Below are 17,283 nucleotides of genomic sequence, written 5' to 3'. Positions count from 1 at the left end.
TCCTTTTCTTTTTAGTAAAACATATAAGACCTGGGATCGTCACAAAAAGCAACCTAGAAGAGAGATGAGAAAATAACATGAAACAAATGGAAACTAAGGGTTATGGTTATTTTAGAAAAACAAAGGCCTATGGTCTTGTTTGTGGTATTACTTTAGCGGGAGTGTTGACGTTGGGTACAACAAGTGTTTCTGCGGATGACGTAACTACTTTAAACCCAGCGACTAACTTAACAAAGCTACAAACACCTCCAACAGCTGATCAAACACAGCTAGCTCATCAAGCTGGGCAGCAGTCAGGGGAGTTGGTATCAGAGGTGAGCAATACCGAATGGGACAATGCTGTCACAACAGCTCAAAAAGCAGGTGTTACTGTCAAACAGTCTGAGAAGGTCACACATGATAGCTTATCATCTGCGCAAGCCGATTTAGAGAAACAAACTCAAGCTGTCACAGAAGCGACAACTAAACAAGAAGCTAACACAACAGCTATTAATCAAGCAGTTTCGGAAAATAAAGCGATTGATCAAGCTAATCGTGATGAAAAAGCTAGAGTTGACGCTCTTAATACTAAAGGGGAAGCTGATACCAAAGCTAAAAATGAAGCTGGTCAAGCCCAAGTAGATGCACAAAATAAACAAGCCCAAGCAGCAGCTGATGCCATGAATGCCAAATTAAAGGCAGACTATGAGGCCAAGTTAACAGAAATCAAGCAGATTGAATCAGAAAATGAAGCTATCCGTCAGCGCAACCAACAAGCTAGTCAAGCGACTCATCAAGCCAATCAAGCAGCCCAAGCTGCCTATCAAGAAAAGCTAGCAGAGATTGAGCGCATCAAAGCCGAAAATGCTGCCATTCGCGATCGTAATGCTAAGGCTCAACAAGAAGCAGAGCGTCAAAACCAAGCGCTCCAAGCAGCTTATGAAGCAAAATTGGCAGAAATCAAGCAGATTGAAGCAGAGAATGCTGCTATCCGTCAGCGTAATGAACAAGCAGGTCAAGCGACGAATCAAACCAATCAAGCAGCTCAAGCTGCCTATCAAGAAAAGCTAGCAGAGATTGAGCGCATTAAAGCTGGAAATGCTGCCATTCGCGATCGTAATGCTAAGGCTCAACAAGAAGCAGAGCGTCAAAACCAAGCGCTACAAGCAGCTTATGAAGCTAAGCTAGCAGAAATTAAACAGATTGAAGCCGAGAATGCCGCTATCCGCAAGCGTAATGAACAAGCGGGTCAAGCCACTCATCAGGCAAATCAGGAGACTCAAGCTGCCTATCAAGAGAAACTAGCAGAGATTGAACGCATTAAAGCTGAGAATGCGGTTATTCGTCAGCGCAATGAACAAGCCCAAGCAGCAGTTGATCAGAAAAATCAACAGTTGAGAACTGCTTATGAAGCTCAATTATCAGCCTACCAAAAAGCTGTACAAGCTAAAAAGGAAGCTGAAAACAAAGCTATCGACCAAGTTGTCTTTGGCATTGATGCAAAAGCCAATGGTGTTGATAATGCAGAATATGGAAATTCGATCATGACTGTTACAACGCAACCAGATGGTTCGTTTGTTTTTAAGCATGACATGATTGATGGTAAAAAAACAATTGGTCATGGGACTTTAACTGGTAAAATTAATCATCATTATGAGGCTAACAAAGATGGTAGTATCACAGCCTATATTGATAGTGTGACGTTCGATAAGTATGAGTATCAAAATGTCGCCAAAAATGAAGCGGTTGATAAGAATATTGCTTTTCGTATTTTGACGGCAACTGGTGAAGAGATCTTTGTTAAGGCGCATGATGGTGATCAAACCTTTAACAATTCATTAAATAAAACAGTTGCGTTAAATCTTAAATATCAACTGAAGCCTCACGAAGCAATTAAAAATATTAATGTTTTTCAGTTACATGATGATTGGATACACGATACGCACGGTTCTGCTTTAGTATCTTATGTCAATAATAATGATGCTGTGCCACATGTGGAAGTACCAGAAAAGCCAGTAGAGCCTGATATGGTTAAACCAAACGTTGAGCACGAAAAACCAGTTCCAGAGGCTCCTAAAAAACCCACAGATGATGTTCCAAATTTAGAGAAGGAAAAACTGGTTCCACCAACTCCAGTTAAACCTGAAGCAGTCAACCCAGTTTTAGAGCAAGCAAAACCAGTTCCACCAACACCAGAAAAGCCGACAGATGGTGTTCCAAATTTAGAGAAGGAAAAACCGGTTCCTCCGACCCCGGTTAAACCTGAAGCAGTAAAACCAGTCTTGGAGCAAGAAAAGCCAGTCCCACCAACACCAGAAGAGCCAACAGATGGTGTTCCAAACTTAGAGAAAGAAAAACCAGTACCACCAACGCCAGTTAAACCTGAAGAGGTTAAACCAGAGCTCAAAAGCTTTACCCCAGATATTTATCATCCGATTAAGCCAATTGTGAAACCTTATGTCACTGTTCCTGAAAAAGTTGTCTATGACGTTACGGTTTACCCTGTTGCTGTTAAACAAACACCAACCAATGTTAAGACTGTTACAAATAGTGATCAGGTTAATGTCGAGGGACAACTGGTACCAAAAGGATCAACGGTGACGTGGGAGCTTGTTAATACGCCTCTCAAAGCTGGTCGCCAGAACATCACAAGCTATATGCTAACCGATCCACTACCAGCTGGATTTGAGTTAGATGTTAAGGCGACACAAAAGCTTTCGCCTGATTGGGTAATGACAACAGATAAAGCAGGCAAGGTTAGCCTTAAGGCTTCTCAATCCCTTTTAGATGACTTCAATGCCAAACGTGACCAAGAGGTAGAAGTGCCTAAGGTATCCCTTGTTGGTCGTTTACTGAATGATGCAGGAACTTACTATAATACCTTTAAGACGGTGATAACTACTCCAAATGGTAGCTATACGGTAACGTCTAATACTCCGGTTATCTATACACCAGGCAATGATCCTAAAACACCTCGTAACCCAGGAGGAGATAATCCAACACCACATGACAATCTGATTAAGCCAACTAAAACAATTGTGGATGACAAGGGTCAGTCTATTGATGGGAAGTCAGTCTTACCAAACAGCACGTTGACTTACGTGGCTAAGCAAGATTTTGATCAGTACAAAGGCATGACAGCTTCCAAAGACAGTGTCATGAAAGGCTTTATCTACGTGGATGATTATAAGGATGAAGCCTTAGATGGCCAGTCACTCGTTGTTAATGGGATTAAGGCTGCTAACGGTGATGATGTCTCACACCTCTTAGAGATGCGCCATGTCTTGTCAAAAGATACCCTTGATGACAAGCTTAAAGCGCTTATTAAAACATCAGGTATAAGCCCAGTGGGTGAGTTTTATATGTGGGTAGCTAAAGACCCAGCAGCCTTTTATCAAGCTTATGTTCAAAAAGGACTAGACATTACCTACAACTTGTCCTTTAAGCTCAAGAAGGATTTCAAGAAAGGTGACATCACTAACCAAACCTATCAATTAGATATGGGAAATGGCTATTATGGCAATGTTGTGATTAACCACCTGCCTGAATTAGCTGTTCATAAAGAGGTGCTTGACCAAGATGGTAAGTCTATCAATAATAGCACAGTGAAAATCGATGATGAAGTTACCTATCGTTTGGAAGGTTGGGTCATCCCAGCAGGTCGTGGCTATGACCTAACAGAATACAAATTTGTGGATCAACTTCAGCACACGCATGACCTTTATCAAAAAGATAAGGTGCTTGCGACAGTTGACATCACTTTATCAGATGGCACTGTCATTACTAAAGGGACTGACTTAGCAAAATATACTGAGACAATCTATAATAAGGAAACAGGTCGCTATGAGTTGGCCTTTAAGGCAGACTTCCTCGCACAACTTCCACGTACTAGTGAATTTGGGGCAGATGCTTTTGTGGTTGTCAAGCGCATCAAAGCAGGTGATGTGGCAAATGAGTACACTTTGTATGTCAACGGTAATCCTGTGAAGTCTAATAAAGTTATCACTCATACGCCAGAACCATCAAAACCTGTGACACCTAAAGCACCAGCTTTACCATCAACAGGTGAGCAGGGAGCTTCTTTATTGACTGTGATTGGTGCAGCCTTACTATCAACTTTAGGTGTTGTAGGGATTAAACGTCGTAAACATTAAAAATTTAATGGATAAGCCATAAAAGCAACTTGCTTTTGGTCTATCCATTCTCTCTAATAAGTAACCATTACAAGTAATCGTTAGGGGTCTCCTTTCCCCTCAAAAAGCCTAGATGAATGACTGGTTGCTTGTTAGCGTGAGTGGGTAGGCCTTGGCTTATTGCTAGAATAATGACCGAAAAGTCATAAAACTAAGCAGAAAGGCTAGGAAATAAGTGTGATAAGACAATTCTAGCCTTTTTATTTTAAATGAAATGAAAAGAGGCAGATTATGGATAAATCAACATTAAAGTTAAAACCAGATTTTATTGGTAAAGCATGGTATGAAAAATTAGGAGATGCTCCCCGTCGAATTGACGGCGAAGCAGGGCAGTTTCAACGCCATATTGTTTCAAACGAAAAGCATGGGGTGTTTCATGTTATTACGCCAGCTTTAGCTCAAGTATTTAAAACAGATGATGTGGTTGAAATTGATGGTGAAGCTATCTTTTTTGAAGATAGAGCTTTGAATGATAATAGTGTAGCACCTGCACTTAATGTACGTGCAGCAGGATTGAAATTAGCTGGAGGTAAATAGGAATGGCAAAAGTAGGTTTAAATTTTGGAGAGAAAATGCAGATTGTAGATAAAAGTTATCGTGTATTAAATGACGGTCTAGTTGATCTGAAAGAAATTTTTGGTGACTTATCATTACGATCCTTTGAAGAAACAGATTTAATCTATGAAGACGATATGACGCAGCCAAGACGTCAAGATGGTTCTTATCCACAAATTCCTACAGGGGAATCACGTGGACTTGTTGTTGGCATTTTCTCACCAGTGCAGCAACAAACAGAATTTGTTACTTTGGTAGACATGAGTCTTGCGGAGTTTGAAGCATTGCAGCTGAAATATCGTGAGCCAGTTGAATTAGAAGGGGTTATTGTGACTTATTCTTCTGTAGGAAGTAATCAATTTAAGTTGTTTGCTTCTAAAATTAAACGCTCTGCTGGTCAAAAAGTAGCCAGTGAAGGTAATCATAAGCAAGAAAAGTAAACAATAGGGGAGAGGTAAGATGCGTTTGATACCCGAATATAGAGGAATTAAGGTAAAGCCGTATATGAGGTATTTGAGCTATTACCTTTTTTCTATTTTGTTAGGTTTGTTTTTGATACCGATTGGGTTGTATAGTTATTATCATTTTGACTTGTTAAAAATGATGGATTTAGTAGTTCTTATTAGTATTGGAGTCAGTTTTTTAAGTGCTTTGTTATTATCTTTATACTTAACGTGGTTTTTACAGGAAGCAACGCCGTTATTTAAAAAATTAGATCGTTTAAAACGTTTGTCTAAATTCCTGTTTGAAAATGGTTTTGTTTATGAGAAACGTAATAAATCTAATAAAAAGCAGCAGGTTAGGTTTCCAAAAGTCTATTTAAAACAAGGTAAGTTTGATTTAAATGTTTCCTTTGAAATGGCAGGAAATAAATTTCAAAAGCGTTTCAAGGATATTGGTGGTGAACTGGAAGATACTTTTTTTATGGATTTTATGGAAAAAACTGATGATCCTAGGTTTAAGATTTATAAATTAGCTTATTCCGCTTTTTTGGCTCGTATAACTGTTAATGATGTTGTATGGGAAAAGGATAAGGGAATTAAGCTGATGAATGGTTATTATTGGGATTTTATCAATGATCCTCATTTGCTGGTTGCAGGTGGTACTGGTGGCGGTAAAACAGTTTTACTTAGATCAATTTTAAAGTGTCTTGCAGCTATTGGTGTTGCGGATATATGTGATCCTAAGCGAGCTGATTTTGTGACAATGGCTGATTTACCTGCTTTTCAAAATAGAATTGTTTTCGAAAAAGTAGATATTATTGCTAAATTTGAGAATGCTATTACAATCATGTATGCACGCTATGACTTTATTCGTAAGGAGATGAAACGTTTAGGGCATAAAGATATGGGGAAATTTTATGATTACGGTTTGGAACCATATTTTTTTATTTGTGATGAATATAATGCCTTGATGTCTTCATTATCGTATCAGGAAAGAGATATTGTTGAAAATGCTTTTACACAGTATATTTTACTTGGTCGTCAAGTAGGCTGCAATGCGATTATTGCCATGCAAAAGCCATCTGCAGATGATTTACCAACGAAAATTAGGTCAAATATGATGCATCATATTTCTGTTGGACGCCTTGATGATGGTGGTTATATGATGCTTTTTGGCGATGAAAACCGTAATAAAGAGTTTAGGTATATTAAATATTTATCAGGTCGGCGTGTTTATGGTCGTGGCTATTCGGCTGTTTTTGGTGAGGTGGCGAGAGAGTTTTATTCTCCTTTACTAACGAAGCAATTTTCATTTTATGATGAGTTTGCGAAACTTTCGCGTCATGAAAATCCATTTGATCCGACTGAAAATACTTTGGTTTCCAAGGACATTATTTCGGACGAATCATTGAGGGAGTTTGCCGAAGGTGTTTCTCAGGGAGAGATGCCTGATATAGATGGTTTTATGGACGATAATCAGGAGGAGACAATGAGTCTTGGCGATTTAGTTAAAACAAGTGGTTTTACTTTCGGTAAAATCAAAAATGTCATTGATATGATTGAAAAAGATAACTATATGACATTTACTCGTGTAGAGGATAAAATCGTTTTATCTGAAGCAGACACAGTTGTATTAGTTAGTTTATTAACTCAAAAAGATAACTTTGAAGGGTCTTGGAAGGACTTGTTAAGTCAATATTTTACAGGAAAATCAGTGTAAAAGGATAATAATATCCTTTTGCAGAGCCATAGTGTAGCTGGAGGCGTAGTGTAGCGAAGCGATCAACACGAACACGCCGCACCAGCGGACACACTATGGCTCTGCAAAGGGACGTTAGTTTCTTAAGACCCCCGTTTTCTAATAGGGGGGTAAGATTTGAAAAATCTACGAAGTAAAACCCCCGAAACCCCATATGTATCAAGGGTTTTCAAGTTTCAAAAATAGGTTATAAAACGAGCAAAAACAGGTTATATTTTATCAAAAAATAGCTAAAAATTGATAATATTTAGGGAGAAAATAGATGAATCCAATGTATTTAAAGAAATTTAGGAAGAAATCAGGCTTAAAGCAGAAAGAATTTGCAAAATGTATAGGTATTAGTCAAGCTATGTTATCTCAATATGAATCTGGTAAGAAAAAATTATCTCTTGAAAAATTTCAAGAAATGAAAACACATTTTGGTTATTTGACTGATAATGATAGTTCAAGATTACAAGTGACAATTGACTATGTCAGGATTACGTTAAAAAGCGTTAGAGATTTGGAATTTTTTTGTCGGAATTTTTTACATTGTCGATTTAAAGAATTTTCATCAGTTGAATCTAAGTTGATGAATTATAACCATATTTGGAAACGTGGAGATATTTGGATATTTGATTATGCAGATAAACATGATACAGGAAACTATCAAATAACATTACAGCTATCTGGTCAAGGATGTAGACAATTAGAATTACTTATGGAACAAGAAAATTTTGCTTGGTTAGATTGGCTAATCTACTTAAGACGTTCTTATCGAGATGAAATGAATGTTACACGTTTTGACTTAGCTATTGATGAATTGTATCTGGGTAAGGATAGAGAAAATGAACACTTTCTTTTATCGGATATGATTGCCAAATATTATCATCATGAGTTAGCTTTTGAAAGTTTGCGAACATGGAATTATATTGGTGGTGGTGCTTTAAATTTTAATGATATGGAAGAAATTGAACAGAATCGTCAAGGTATTTCGTTATATTTTGGTAGTCGACAGTCTGAAATGTATTTTAACTTTTATGAGAAAAGGTATGAATTAGCTAAATTAGAGGGCATCTCTGTTGAAGAATCTTTAGAAATATTTGAAATATGGAATCGGTATGAAATCCGATTATCTCAATCTAAGGCGAATGCAGTGGTAGATGAATTTATTTCTGGTATTCCATTAGGAGAAATTGCGAGAGGATTGATTAATAGTAAAATTCAAGTTTATGATGGAAAAAATAAGTATGGTGCATTTATGGCTGATCAAAAGTGGCAGATGATGTTTGGAGGTGTTGAACCTCTAACATTTGTCACGAGACCAGAATCTTATAATATTGAACGTACTATTCGCTGGTTGATTCATCAAGTATCTGATTCTCTAGCTATGGTTAGTGAATATGACAGTATGATTGATGGGGATAATCTACAAATGATCATTAATTCTGGTGAAGTGAATGAACGAGGTGAAAAAATATTAGAAACTATTCGATATAATCTAGGTTTAGATAAGGGGGCGTAGATGTTTTTAGAAAATGAATTTAATTATTTTATATCAACGAGAAATAATTTAGAGCTGGTCATTGATTCTTTGGTATTAATGATTCCTGATCGTGAATTTTATTATCCTGAGATTCAAACAGGTGAGCTTAGAGATTATCAGATAGACATTTATGATTTGATTAAGATTGGTTATGTTGGTGTTTATGAAATTCAAAAAGACTACGAAGATAAGTTAAGGGAACTTGCTGATTTTAAACGGAAACTTTTAAAGTTTGGTTTGCTTATGCAGCCTTTAGAAAAGCAAAAAGAGATAGTTATTCGTTTAGCTGCTAAATATCATTTGGAAAAGAGAATTCTGATGAAGAAGGAAATGTTTAGAGATGAAGAAGTCGATTGATTTTTGGGATCATTTAAAATCCAACTTATAAATCATAAGGGGTAAGGTAAATGGAAAAACTTGGAGATCGTTTAAGAAAACAACGACAGCTTAATAAATTAACACAACAAGAGCTTGCTGATAGAATTGGTATTAATAGAGGAGCATATTCAAATTGGGAGAACGGAAAGTGAGAACCAAGTTTTTCAAAACTAATTGAGCTATCTAAACTATTAAATACTACTCCAAATTATTTATTAGGTATTTCAGATGCTTAAACAGTTAGTTTTAGATTCATGAACCTTAAGAGGTTCTTTTTTATGAGGGAAAATGATGAAAATTAGGTGTCCAACTATCATATGTTGATTTATTGGTATTGAGTATAAAAAAAGAAAAAGAGGAAAAGAAAAATGTCAAATACACGTTCAGAAGCAGATAAAAAGTTGTTAGTGGTTACTCAGGAGCTATCAGAACTGCTGATTAGTCATCAGTATGACCAGTCATGGGAAAAAGCTGGAGAGTTAAATAGCTTACTTAAAAAACGTGAAGAATTGACCTTACCAGGTTATATGGTCGACATGATTCAACAACATTTGAAATCATACTACTACCAAAATAATATGATTAATAAGGCTCATAAGTCTATGTCAGCGACTGGTCATAAACTACAAGAATTTCATTAAGGGTGAGAGCAAGTCAATGGCTTGCTCCTTTTTTAATTAAGGAGTGTCAAAAATGGATGTTAGTGCAATTGTTAGAGATATAAAAACTGGTAGAGCTACGTTAGTTTGTTTTCCTGTGGAAATGAGTGAGCTTAAGTTAGCTTTGGGGCTTCGTGAAGAAGATGATTTAGAGTATATTATTGCAGATTCGGATTGTCAGTTACTAAAAGAACATGATTCTATTGAGATGATTAATCAATTTGTTGAACTGGTAGAGAATGTTGATAGTGAACTTGTTCAAGCAGTGCATCAGGTAACAGGTTATACTGCCTCAGACTTTGTAGATTATGATTTTAATTTTGGTGACTGTTGTTTACTGCCTGATGTCACAACTAGACGAGAATTAGGCGAATACTGGTTTAATGAATTAGGTTCAGAAGGTGTTGGTAAAGAAAATATGGAACTCTATTTTGATTGTGAAGCTTATGGTCGAGATATTGACTTAGAAAGCCAAGGTGGTTTTTCAGACTACGGATATGTCGAAATATCAGGGTAAGTAGATAATGATTGCAATTATAAGAACTCATGAAAAAGGTAGAAGTCAATTTTTATGTGAGTTAGACATCATGCAGTTTACGGAAAATCAAGTAAGAGATCGCATGATAGAAAGAGGTATCAAGGATGATGCCTTTTTCATTTGTGGTTTTTCTGATTGGAATGTTGATAGGATTATGTCACTTTCGGAAGTTTACCTTTTAAAGAGATGTATTGTTGGTCTTTATGATGGCGATGATTACATTGTTCAATATTTGTTAAAGAAAGGCTTGTCAGTGCCAGCCATAGTGACAAAGTTTTATGTTTTTTTGTCAAAAGATGAAAAAGAAGCAATGGGATATGTTTTGAAAAATGTATCATTTGATTCATTGATTGATTTTTGGCAACGGTCAGTAACTTGGGCAAATGCTTTAAACGCTTACATACAAAGTGGAATATTGTTAAATACATCCAAAGGATTTTATGTGTTAAAAACAGAAGGAGGTTAGATGGATTATTTAGTGAAAATAAAAAAGTTTCTATTGAGATATACAAAGAAAGAAAAAGGAGGAAAGCAGCCTAAACCAAAGGAAGTAAAACAAAAGACAGCCAATATTATTGTCTATGGAATTTTAGGATTATTATTTATTGTAGGATTTTTTGGCTCATTAAGGGCAATTGGTTTGTCAAATCAAGTAAATAGTTTAAAAGCTACGGTTTTATCAAGCAAGCAACAAAACGGAAAAGATACAAAGGAAATCTTAGACATTCCTAGAGTGCAGTATTACATGAACAATTTTGTGTATACTTACATCAACTATTCTGATGATACGGCTACAAAACGTAAAGAAGAATTAGATAATTATTATTCTTTTTCAACAGCTAATCTTGTTGATGATGTTAAAAAGGAGCGTAAGCTTCAGACTCAACGACTGGTTAGTGTAGAACAAGAAGAGGATTATCATATTGCTTTAATGAGAATAGGCTATGAGGTAGATAGTAAATCTTATCAGATGACGTTGGCTATCCCATTTCGTATGGCTAATGGATTATTGGCAATAGTAAGTCCTCCATATACCTTAGCGGAGGATCTTTTCCAAGGGAAATCAAAAAGTTTTGAAAGAAAAACTGTGGATCAAGCCAAGAGTTTACCGAAGCAAGAAATGTTATCAATACAAAAATTTTTACCTGTATTTTTTGATAAGTATGCTTTAAGTAATGAAATAGATCTGAAGTTACTAATGAAGCATCCTGAACTGATGGGTGGAAACTATCGAGTCAAATCTTTAGACGCTAACAATGCTCGGTATTATCAAGATAAATCAAATCAAGTTGTGCAATTAATGGTTACCTTTGAAGATATGGTAACAGGAGGTACACGGTCAGAGAATTTCACGCTGTATCTGATTAAGTCAGATAATGGTTGGTATGTTGACAAGTTGTACCATTATTTTAAATAAAAAAGCGAGGTTTAATTAATGAAAGTATCAAAAGTAGCTCAAGTTGTTTTAACAGGAGGAGGCCCTAATGTTTCAGGACTAAAACAATTTTTTCAGGGAGATGGGATTTATCTTATTAGTGTTATCTGTGCTTTTTTAGTGATTAAAAATTGGAAAAGTGCAGATTGGCTAAAAGTTGGCTCAGTACTGTCAATTTATGCGATTGTGGTTTCTCTGTTTAAAGGGCAAGAAATTCTTGCCTTTTTAGGAGGGATGCTTCGCTGGTTCGGTATTGAGACAGGTTTATAAAAATGGAAGAAGAAAAATATTTTGATTACAGTAGGGGCCTAAACGCCCCTTACTGGATTCAAGAAATAAAAACGTCAAAAGGAAAGTTATTGTGGTATTTCTCAACACCAATGCAGCTTTCCTTTTTTATTGTTTTCTTTTTGATTTTAGTATTGATGTTGACAGTCTTTTCGGCTCCTATGCAACTGCTAAATCAGCTAACGCATTCTATTTCTCTGTTACTGTATTGGTTTGTCCCATATCGACTTTCAAAATTTTATACGGAGTATGAGCCACAAGGTAAAAAGATGCATACTTATCTTTGGGATTATCTTGTCTATTTAATAGATTATGGTTTTAATAAAAAAGCTATTTATCAGGGAGAAAGAGTAGAGGTACTAGAAGAAATTGTATTTGAGAAAACAAACATTTAAAGATTAAGAAAGGAGATCAGATGGTAAAAAAGTTGGAATATCCAATTAATAGCATTCACAGTAATTTAGCTTTGCGAAAAGATAAAGTGGTTATTGCCTACTATCGGATTCCAAATACGCCAATCACTATTACTGATAGTGATAAAAAAGATAGTCATAAAGACAAGGTAGCACAGGTTATCAAAAAATTAGCTAAATACAAGCATTTTGATATTTCACTGGTACCAAAAGATTACCTTTTAGAGGAAAAAATGTCTGATTTTATTGGTGACTTAGCAGATGATGTTAAGGATTTAGGTATAGATACATTGAGTTACACTGTTGACACGTTGACAGCTGAGATTGAGATACCTTATCAATTTGATTGGCTTGTGGGTGTTAATCTAGGTAGTACTGCAATGAGTGCCACATTGAAAGAACTTGCGGTAAAGCAATTGGATTTAATTGCAGACAATGTAGCCTCTTTGTTGGGATATACTGTGGAACTTGATAAAGAGTGGTATAAAGAGTACCAAGATGAGGAATTATTGCTGTATGGTTTGTTATCATCACTGAAAGCTAAGAGATTATCTGAAGAAGATTTATTTTATTATCAACGTATGCAATACTTACGTTATATTCCACATGCTAAAAATGAAGTTATTGCCAATAGAACATTGTTGAACGTAACAGATACTTTAGTTAAGCCTCTGTCGGGAGGGTTTTTAAAGTTAGAAAGTCCGTATGGCAGTTCATTTATAACGATTCTACCAGTTGGGAAATTTAATACTATCTTCAATGGGTTCCACTTAGGAGAACTAGTGCAACGGATGAGTTTTCCTGTTGAGTTACGATTTAAAGCAGCATTTATTGATAAAACTAAGTTAAGTGGAACAATGGGACGCTCGAATACACGTTATGATCAAATTATGAAAGAAGCCTACTCCACGAATACAGTGCAACAAGATGATATTCTAATGGGCTCATATTCATTAAAAGACTTGATGAAGAAAGTTGGAAATAAAGAAGAAATCATTGAATACGGTTGTTTTTTGGTGGTTTCTGGGTCTAGTATCAAACAATTAAGGCAACGTAGGCATGCTGTTTTAAGTTACTTTGCAGATATGCAAGTCAATGTACATGAAGCTAGTCATGATACACCTTATTTGTTTCAAGCTTTACTTTATGGCCAAAACTTACAGAAGACAACACGTAAATGGAATCACTTAGTGACCAGTCGTGGGTTTAGTGAAATGATGTTATTTACAAATACCCAGTCAGGTAACAGGATTGGCTGGTATATTGGTCGAGTCGATAATCGTTTATCTGCTTGGGATAATATTGGTGAAGCGATTATGGGCTCGAAGAACTTAGTTTTGTTTAATGCAACGGTTGCGAATAAGGAGGATGTTGCTGGTAAAGTAACTAAAAATCCTCATATTATCATTACAGGTGCGACAGGTCAGGGAAAGTCCTACCTTGCACAGATGATTTTTTTACATACTGCGCAACAAAATGTTAGAGTGCTTTATATTGATCCTAAGAGAGAGTTAAGGCAACACTATTTACAAGTAGTGTCTGATCCCGAGTATGCGAAACAATTTCCACTGAGAAAACACCAGATTGAGCAAATTAATTTTGTGACATTGGATAGTGCGATGAAGGAAAACCATGGGGTTTTAGATCCTATCGTTATCTTGGATAAAGAAGATGCCTCGTCTACTGCTAAAAATATGTTGCTTTATCTGTTAAGAAATGCGACAGAAGTTAAGATTGTACAAACTACTGCTTTGACAGAGGCCATTAGCGAAGTAATCTCAAGACGTGAAAATGAGGAAGTCGTTGGTTTTAATCAAGTCATTGAGACATTATGTCAATCAGATAATCAGGATATTGTAGATGTAGGACATTATTTTAAAGCTATTATTAAGAATTCTATTTTGGAATTGGCTTTTTCGGATGGTAATGTTAAAGGATTATCATATGAAGAGCGTGTGACAGTTTTAGAAGTTGCGGACTTATCGTTACCTAAAGATGGATCAGATCATATATCTGATCATGAAAGTAATTCAATCGCTTTAATGTTTGCTTTAGGTGCTTTTTGTAAGCACTTTGGGGAACGAACCAATGAGGAAACTGTTGAAATTTTTGATGAGGCTTGGATTCTGATGCAGTCATCAGAAGGTAAGGCTGTTATCAAGTCTATGCGCCGCGTTGGTCGTTCTAAGTACAATGTTTTAATGTTAGTGTCTCAATCAGTACATGATGCCGAAAATGATGACGATACGACTGGTTTTGGTACTATTTTCGCTTTTTACGAGAAATCAGAACGTGAAGCTATTTTAACTCATGTTGGTTTGGAAGTGAACGAAAAGAACCTGGAGTGGATTGATAACATGATTTCAGGACAATGCCTTTATTATGATGTTTATGGCAACCTCAATATGATGTCTGTCCATAACATTCATCCAGATATTGATCCCTTATTAAAACCAATGAAACAGTCTGTTTCAAGCCACTTAGAAAATAAATACGCTTCGTAGAAAGGAGAGGCCAAATGGATAAGATTGATGATGGATTAATAGCTTCTACCTTTCAGAAAGTCAAGGATGTGGATATTTTTGCATTAAAGGCTTACATGGAAAGTACAGAAGGTCTTGAGACGGGGTTACAAGTAACTTTGACAGATATTTTTGTTAATTTTCCCTTTTTTCTACTTAACTTGATTGTTGGTTTCTTTTCCATTATTCTACGATTTTTTGAAAACTTTAGCTTGTATAATACTTATCGTCAGACTGTGTTTGATAGTTCCAAAGTTTTGTGGGATAACCTCTCTAAATCCGCAGATTTTACGAATTCATTACTTTATCTCTTAATTGCCTTATCCGCTTTTTCCATTTTTCTAGCTTTTATTTTTTCAAAAGGTGATTTTTCAAGGCGATTACTTCATTTGTTTGCGGTTATGTTATTAGCGTTCGGTTACTTTGGGACGGTGCAGTCAACTTCGGGCGGTGTCTATGTGTTGGATATGGTTCATTCGGTAGCTAGTTCTTTTAGTGATGCAGTAACTAATCTATCGGTAGTGAGTCCAGAAGATGAGAAGCAAATCATTTCTCATGAGGCTTCGGTAGCTGATAATTATGTTATGAAAACGTCTTATACAGCTTATCTTTTTGTAAATACTGGTCAGTTAAATGGTAAGTTTCATAATAATAAATCAGGAAAAGAAGAGGAGTTAGATAATAGCAAAATTCTAGGAAAATATGATAAGTCAAATCAGTTTGTAGTACCAAAAAGTCAACAAATATTAGAGTATACAAATAAACTTGGTGACGGAGCTTTGAAAGGAGAAGAACAAAACAGGTGGATGTCAGCTGTTAGTGACTATATTTGGATCAAGTCTATTTATGTTATTTTGAAAATTTTTGAAGCAGTGATATTAGCTATACCTTTATTATTGATTCAATTAATTGCTTTTTTAGCAGATATTGTGGTCATATTGTTAATGTTTTTATTCCCACTGGCTTTATTGGTGTCCTTTTTACCTAAAATGCAACATATTGCTTTTAATATGCTTAAGCTAATGCTTGGAGGTGTTTCCTTTCCAGCTCTAACAGGTTTTTTAACTTTAATAGTCTTTTATATACAGTCATTGATTGCGACATTTATTAAGTCTCGATTTACAGACAATCATTTGTTAAGCAGCAATAACCTTAAGGGACAATCTATTTTATTTATGTTGTTTATTACTATTGTTGTTCAGGGGGTTATTTTTTGGCAAATTTGGAAACATAAAGAAAAGGTATTAAGTTTAATTGTAGGAGCAGACGCTGCACAAGCAGTCACACAAGCAGGAAATATGGTTGCTCAAAAAGCGAATAGTTTAGGAGTTACACCCCAAAATATCTATGATAAGGCGCATGATATTTCTAATCTTGCGATGATGGGAGCTGGTTATGGTGTTGGTAGCCTTGTACATGCTAAGGATAATCTTAGTGCCATTAAAAACCGTTTCAAAGGAGATGACACTTCTAATTATAGTGACCTTTCTAATGAAACTAATTTCGACCATCAGTTTTCAGAATTAGGAGATTTTGCAGGAGATCAAGAATTTTCCACAAATAGTGTTCCGCATGTTTCTGATAATGGTAATCCTACCTCTGGACATCAAGTAGAACAAGGTGTTTTCGATAATCAAGAGAGTAACTTTTCTTCTGATTACAATCTCTCTCAAGTAAGTGATTTTGAAAGAGACAACTTATACAGCCAATCTTTTGGAGCTTCATTAGATAATTCAGAACCCTTGGGTAAACATTCCCCAACGAATTTTTCTAAACCAAGTCAGATGACTGAATCAATTGATCATGATGTTCATTATGATTTACCAGGTGTTAATGAGGAGATGGAAAGTCCATTTCAGTCAGAAAGTGATTATCAATCTCAAAACTCTTCAATTATCGTTGAAACTCCAGAAATGGATGATATGATTTATCAAAGCAGTCAGAAGAAAAATATTTCTATTGGAAATAATTATTCCTCTGATAAAAAATCTTTGGAAAATTCATTTGATTCTCCAATTATTCCTGAAAGGTCTGAACCAGAAACGGACGCTAAAGAGAGATTTAATCTTCAAGCAGAATATCAACGTCTAAAAGCTAAGCGACAAAAACCTTTAGGAAATCGGAAAAAATCTAAATTAGAAGCAGAATTAGGTCAGTTTACTGATGATGCCAGCTATTATAAAGCACATGGAGGGACTGCCTTTAAAAGAGGATTTAACGCCAGTAAATCAAAAGAGTTACGGTTAAAACAAAATTTAGAAAGAAAGGCGACTATTTTAGCTGAATTAGATAAACTTAGAGGACATGTTTAAAGGAAGTATTGTGATGTTATCAAATAGTTGCTTAATTTGGAGATAAGAGTTATAATGAAAATAGAAAAGGGCAGTTGCGGAAACAACTACCCAATGCAGAACCGTTTAAGACGGTGGCAGAAAATAACCGTTAAAAAATAACCGTTAACTCGCCAAAGTTGAGACGGTTATTTTTTTGTCGATTTTACCAGTTCAAGGACTAACTTCACGAGAGCGATAACGAAGTTACCTGCTATAAACATGAGTGTTAAGACCTCAAAGGTAGACAAATCTAGCTCCTCCTT

General features: G+C 35.8%; 16 protein-coding genes. 15 read left to right on the top strand and 1 reads right to left on the bottom strand.

The window, feature by feature from the left end; all coding sequences use genetic code 11:
• Positions 1–77 precede the first annotated feature (77 nt).
• The 15 genes from DYD17_RS08225 to DYD17_RS11230 all read left to right on the top strand — a co-directional run bounded on the left by DYD17_RS08225 (position 78) and on the right by DYD17_RS11230 (position 16,999).
• On the top strand, positions 78–4,133 hold the full coding sequence (locus tag DYD17_RS08225; RefSeq protein WP_115253038.1) for an SspB-related isopeptide-forming adhesin: 4,056 nt from the start codon (positions 78–80) through the stop codon (positions 4,131–4,133).
• Between the two features lie 270 nt (positions 4,134–4,403).
• Positions 4,404–4,709, top strand: coding sequence for a cytoplasmic protein (locus tag DYD17_RS08220; protein ID WP_115276454.1), 306 nt, complete (start codon positions 4,404–4,406; stop codon positions 4,707–4,709).
• Between the two features lie 2 nt (positions 4,710–4,711).
• Complete coding sequence (locus DYD17_RS08215; protein ID WP_115276453.1) at positions 4,712–5,167, top strand: conjugal transfer protein; 456 nt, start codon at positions 4,712–4,714, stop codon at positions 5,165–5,167.
• A 19-nt stretch (positions 5,168–5,186) separates the two neighbouring features.
• A complete protein-coding gene (locus DYD17_RS08210; RefSeq protein ID WP_164549231.1) occupies positions 5,187–6,890 on the top strand; it encodes an FtsK/SpoIIIE domain-containing protein in 1,704 nt (567 codons plus the stop codon).
• A 301-nt stretch (positions 6,891–7,191) separates the two neighbouring features.
• A complete protein-coding gene (locus DYD17_RS08205) occupies positions 7,192–8,433 on the top strand; it encodes a replication initiation factor domain-containing protein (RefSeq protein WP_011285008.1) in 1,242 nt (413 codons plus the stop codon).
• On the top strand, positions 8,434–8,811 hold the full coding sequence (locus DYD17_RS08200; protein WP_011285007.1) for a hypothetical protein: 378 nt from the start codon (positions 8,434–8,436) through the stop codon (positions 8,809–8,811).
• Between the two features lie 50 nt (positions 8,812–8,861).
• The gene (locus tag DYD17_RS11235) at positions 8,862–8,984 is read left to right on the top strand and encodes a helix-turn-helix domain-containing protein (RefSeq protein ID WP_226324574.1); all 123 of its coding nucleotides are present in this window, start codon (positions 8,862–8,864) and stop codon (positions 8,982–8,984) included.
• A 216-nt stretch (positions 8,985–9,200) separates the two neighbouring features.
• Positions 9,201–9,473, top strand: a complete 273-nt coding sequence (locus DYD17_RS08190; protein WP_115253037.1) for a hypothetical protein — start codon at positions 9,201–9,203, stop codon at positions 9,471–9,473.
• Between the two features lie 52 nt (positions 9,474–9,525).
• On the top strand, positions 9,526–10,008 hold the full coding sequence (locus DYD17_RS08185; RefSeq protein ID WP_046159650.1) for an antirestriction protein ArdA: 483 nt from the start codon (positions 9,526–9,528) through the stop codon (positions 10,006–10,008).
• Between the two features lie 7 nt (positions 10,009–10,015).
• A complete protein-coding gene (locus DYD17_RS08180) occupies positions 10,016–10,495 on the top strand; it encodes a hypothetical protein (RefSeq protein WP_015057929.1) in 480 nt (159 codons plus the stop codon).
• On the top strand, positions 10,496–11,446 hold the full coding sequence (locus tag DYD17_RS08175) for a conjugal transfer protein (RefSeq protein WP_115246283.1): 951 nt from the start codon (positions 10,496–10,498) through the stop codon (positions 11,444–11,446).
• Positions 11,447–11,464: 18 nt separating this feature from the next.
• Positions 11,465–11,734 carry a hypothetical protein gene (locus DYD17_RS08170; protein WP_037581342.1) on the top strand — a complete coding sequence of 90 codons (270 nt, stop codon included), beginning with the start codon at positions 11,465–11,467 and terminating at the stop codon, positions 11,732–11,734.
• Positions 11,735–11,736: 2 nt separating this feature from the next.
• Positions 11,737–12,147, top strand: a complete 411-nt coding sequence (locus DYD17_RS08165) for a conjugal transfer protein (protein ID WP_011284999.1) — start codon at positions 11,737–11,739, stop codon at positions 12,145–12,147.
• A 20-nt stretch (positions 12,148–12,167) separates the two neighbouring features.
• Positions 12,168–14,669, top strand: a complete 2,502-nt coding sequence (locus tag DYD17_RS08160) for an ATP-binding protein (protein ID WP_164549230.1) — start codon at positions 12,168–12,170, stop codon at positions 14,667–14,669.
• Between the two features lie 14 nt (positions 14,670–14,683).
• Positions 14,684–16,999: an MFS transporter gene (locus DYD17_RS11230; protein WP_232009577.1), complete on the top strand. Its 2,316-nt coding sequence runs from the start codon at positions 14,684–14,686 to the stop codon at positions 16,997–16,999.
• A gap of 167 nt (positions 17,000–17,166) precedes the next feature.
• On the opposite strand, the gene DYD17_RS11225 is transcribed toward DYD17_RS11230, so the two are convergent.
• Positions 17,167–17,241 carry a hypothetical protein gene (locus DYD17_RS11225; RefSeq protein ID WP_228775696.1) on the bottom strand — a complete coding sequence of 25 codons (75 nt, stop codon included), beginning with the start codon at positions 17,239–17,241 and terminating at the stop codon, positions 17,167–17,169.
• Positions 17,242–17,283: the final 42 nt, after the last annotated feature.

Origin of the sequence: Streptococcus dysgalactiae subsp. dysgalactiae, from assembly GCF_900459225.1 — a bacterium.
Lineage (GTDB): Bacteria > Bacillota > Bacilli > Lactobacillales > Streptococcaceae > Streptococcus > Streptococcus dysgalactiae.
This window is presented reverse-complemented; position numbering and strand designations above follow the sequence as displayed.

Excerpts from the sequence above, each read along its gene's own strand:
- DYD17_RS08175 (WP_115246283.1), top strand. The coding sequence starts at position 10,496 with ATGGATTATTTAGTGAAAATAAAAAAGTTTCTATTGAGATATACAAAG.
- DYD17_RS11235 (WP_226324574.1), top strand. The coding sequence starts at position 8,862 with ATGGAAAAACTTGGAGATCGTTTAAGAAAACAACGACAGCTTAATAAA.
- DYD17_RS08215 (WP_115276453.1), top strand. The coding sequence starts at position 4,712 with ATGGCAAAAGTAGGTTTAAATTTTGGAGAGAAAATGCAGATTGTAGAT.
- DYD17_RS08190 (WP_115253037.1), top strand. The coding sequence starts at position 9,201 with ATGTCAAATACACGTTCAGAAGCAGATAAAAAGTTGTTAGTGGTTACT.
- DYD17_RS08160 (WP_164549230.1), top strand. The coding sequence starts at position 12,168 with ATGGTAAAAAAGTTGGAATATCCAATTAATAGCATTCACAGTAATTTA.
- DYD17_RS08205 (WP_011285008.1), top strand. The coding sequence starts at position 7,192 with ATGAATCCAATGTATTTAAAGAAATTTAGGAAGAAATCAGGCTTAAAG.
- DYD17_RS08200 (WP_011285007.1), top strand. The coding sequence starts at position 8,434 with ATGTTTTTAGAAAATGAATTTAATTATTTTATATCAACGAGAAATAAT.
- DYD17_RS08220 (WP_115276454.1), top strand. The coding sequence starts at position 4,404 with ATGGATAAATCAACATTAAAGTTAAAACCAGATTTTATTGGTAAAGCA.
- DYD17_RS08170 (WP_037581342.1), top strand. The coding sequence starts at position 11,465 with ATGAAAGTATCAAAAGTAGCTCAAGTTGTTTTAACAGGAGGAGGCCCT.
- DYD17_RS11230 (WP_232009577.1), top strand. The coding sequence starts at position 14,684 with ATGGATAAGATTGATGATGGATTAATAGCTTCTACCTTTCAGAAAGTC.
- DYD17_RS08225 (WP_115253038.1), top strand. The coding sequence starts at position 78 with ATGAAACAAATGGAAACTAAGGGTTATGGTTATTTTAGAAAAACAAAG.
- DYD17_RS08210 (WP_164549231.1), top strand. The coding sequence starts at position 5,187 with ATGCGTTTGATACCCGAATATAGAGGAATTAAGGTAAAGCCGTATATG.
- DYD17_RS08180 (WP_015057929.1), top strand. The coding sequence starts at position 10,016 with ATGATTGCAATTATAAGAACTCATGAAAAAGGTAGAAGTCAATTTTTA.
- DYD17_RS08165 (WP_011284999.1), top strand. The coding sequence starts at position 11,737 with ATGGAAGAAGAAAAATATTTTGATTACAGTAGGGGCCTAAACGCCCCT.
- DYD17_RS08185 (WP_046159650.1), top strand. The coding sequence starts at position 9,526 with ATGGATGTTAGTGCAATTGTTAGAGATATAAAAACTGGTAGAGCTACG.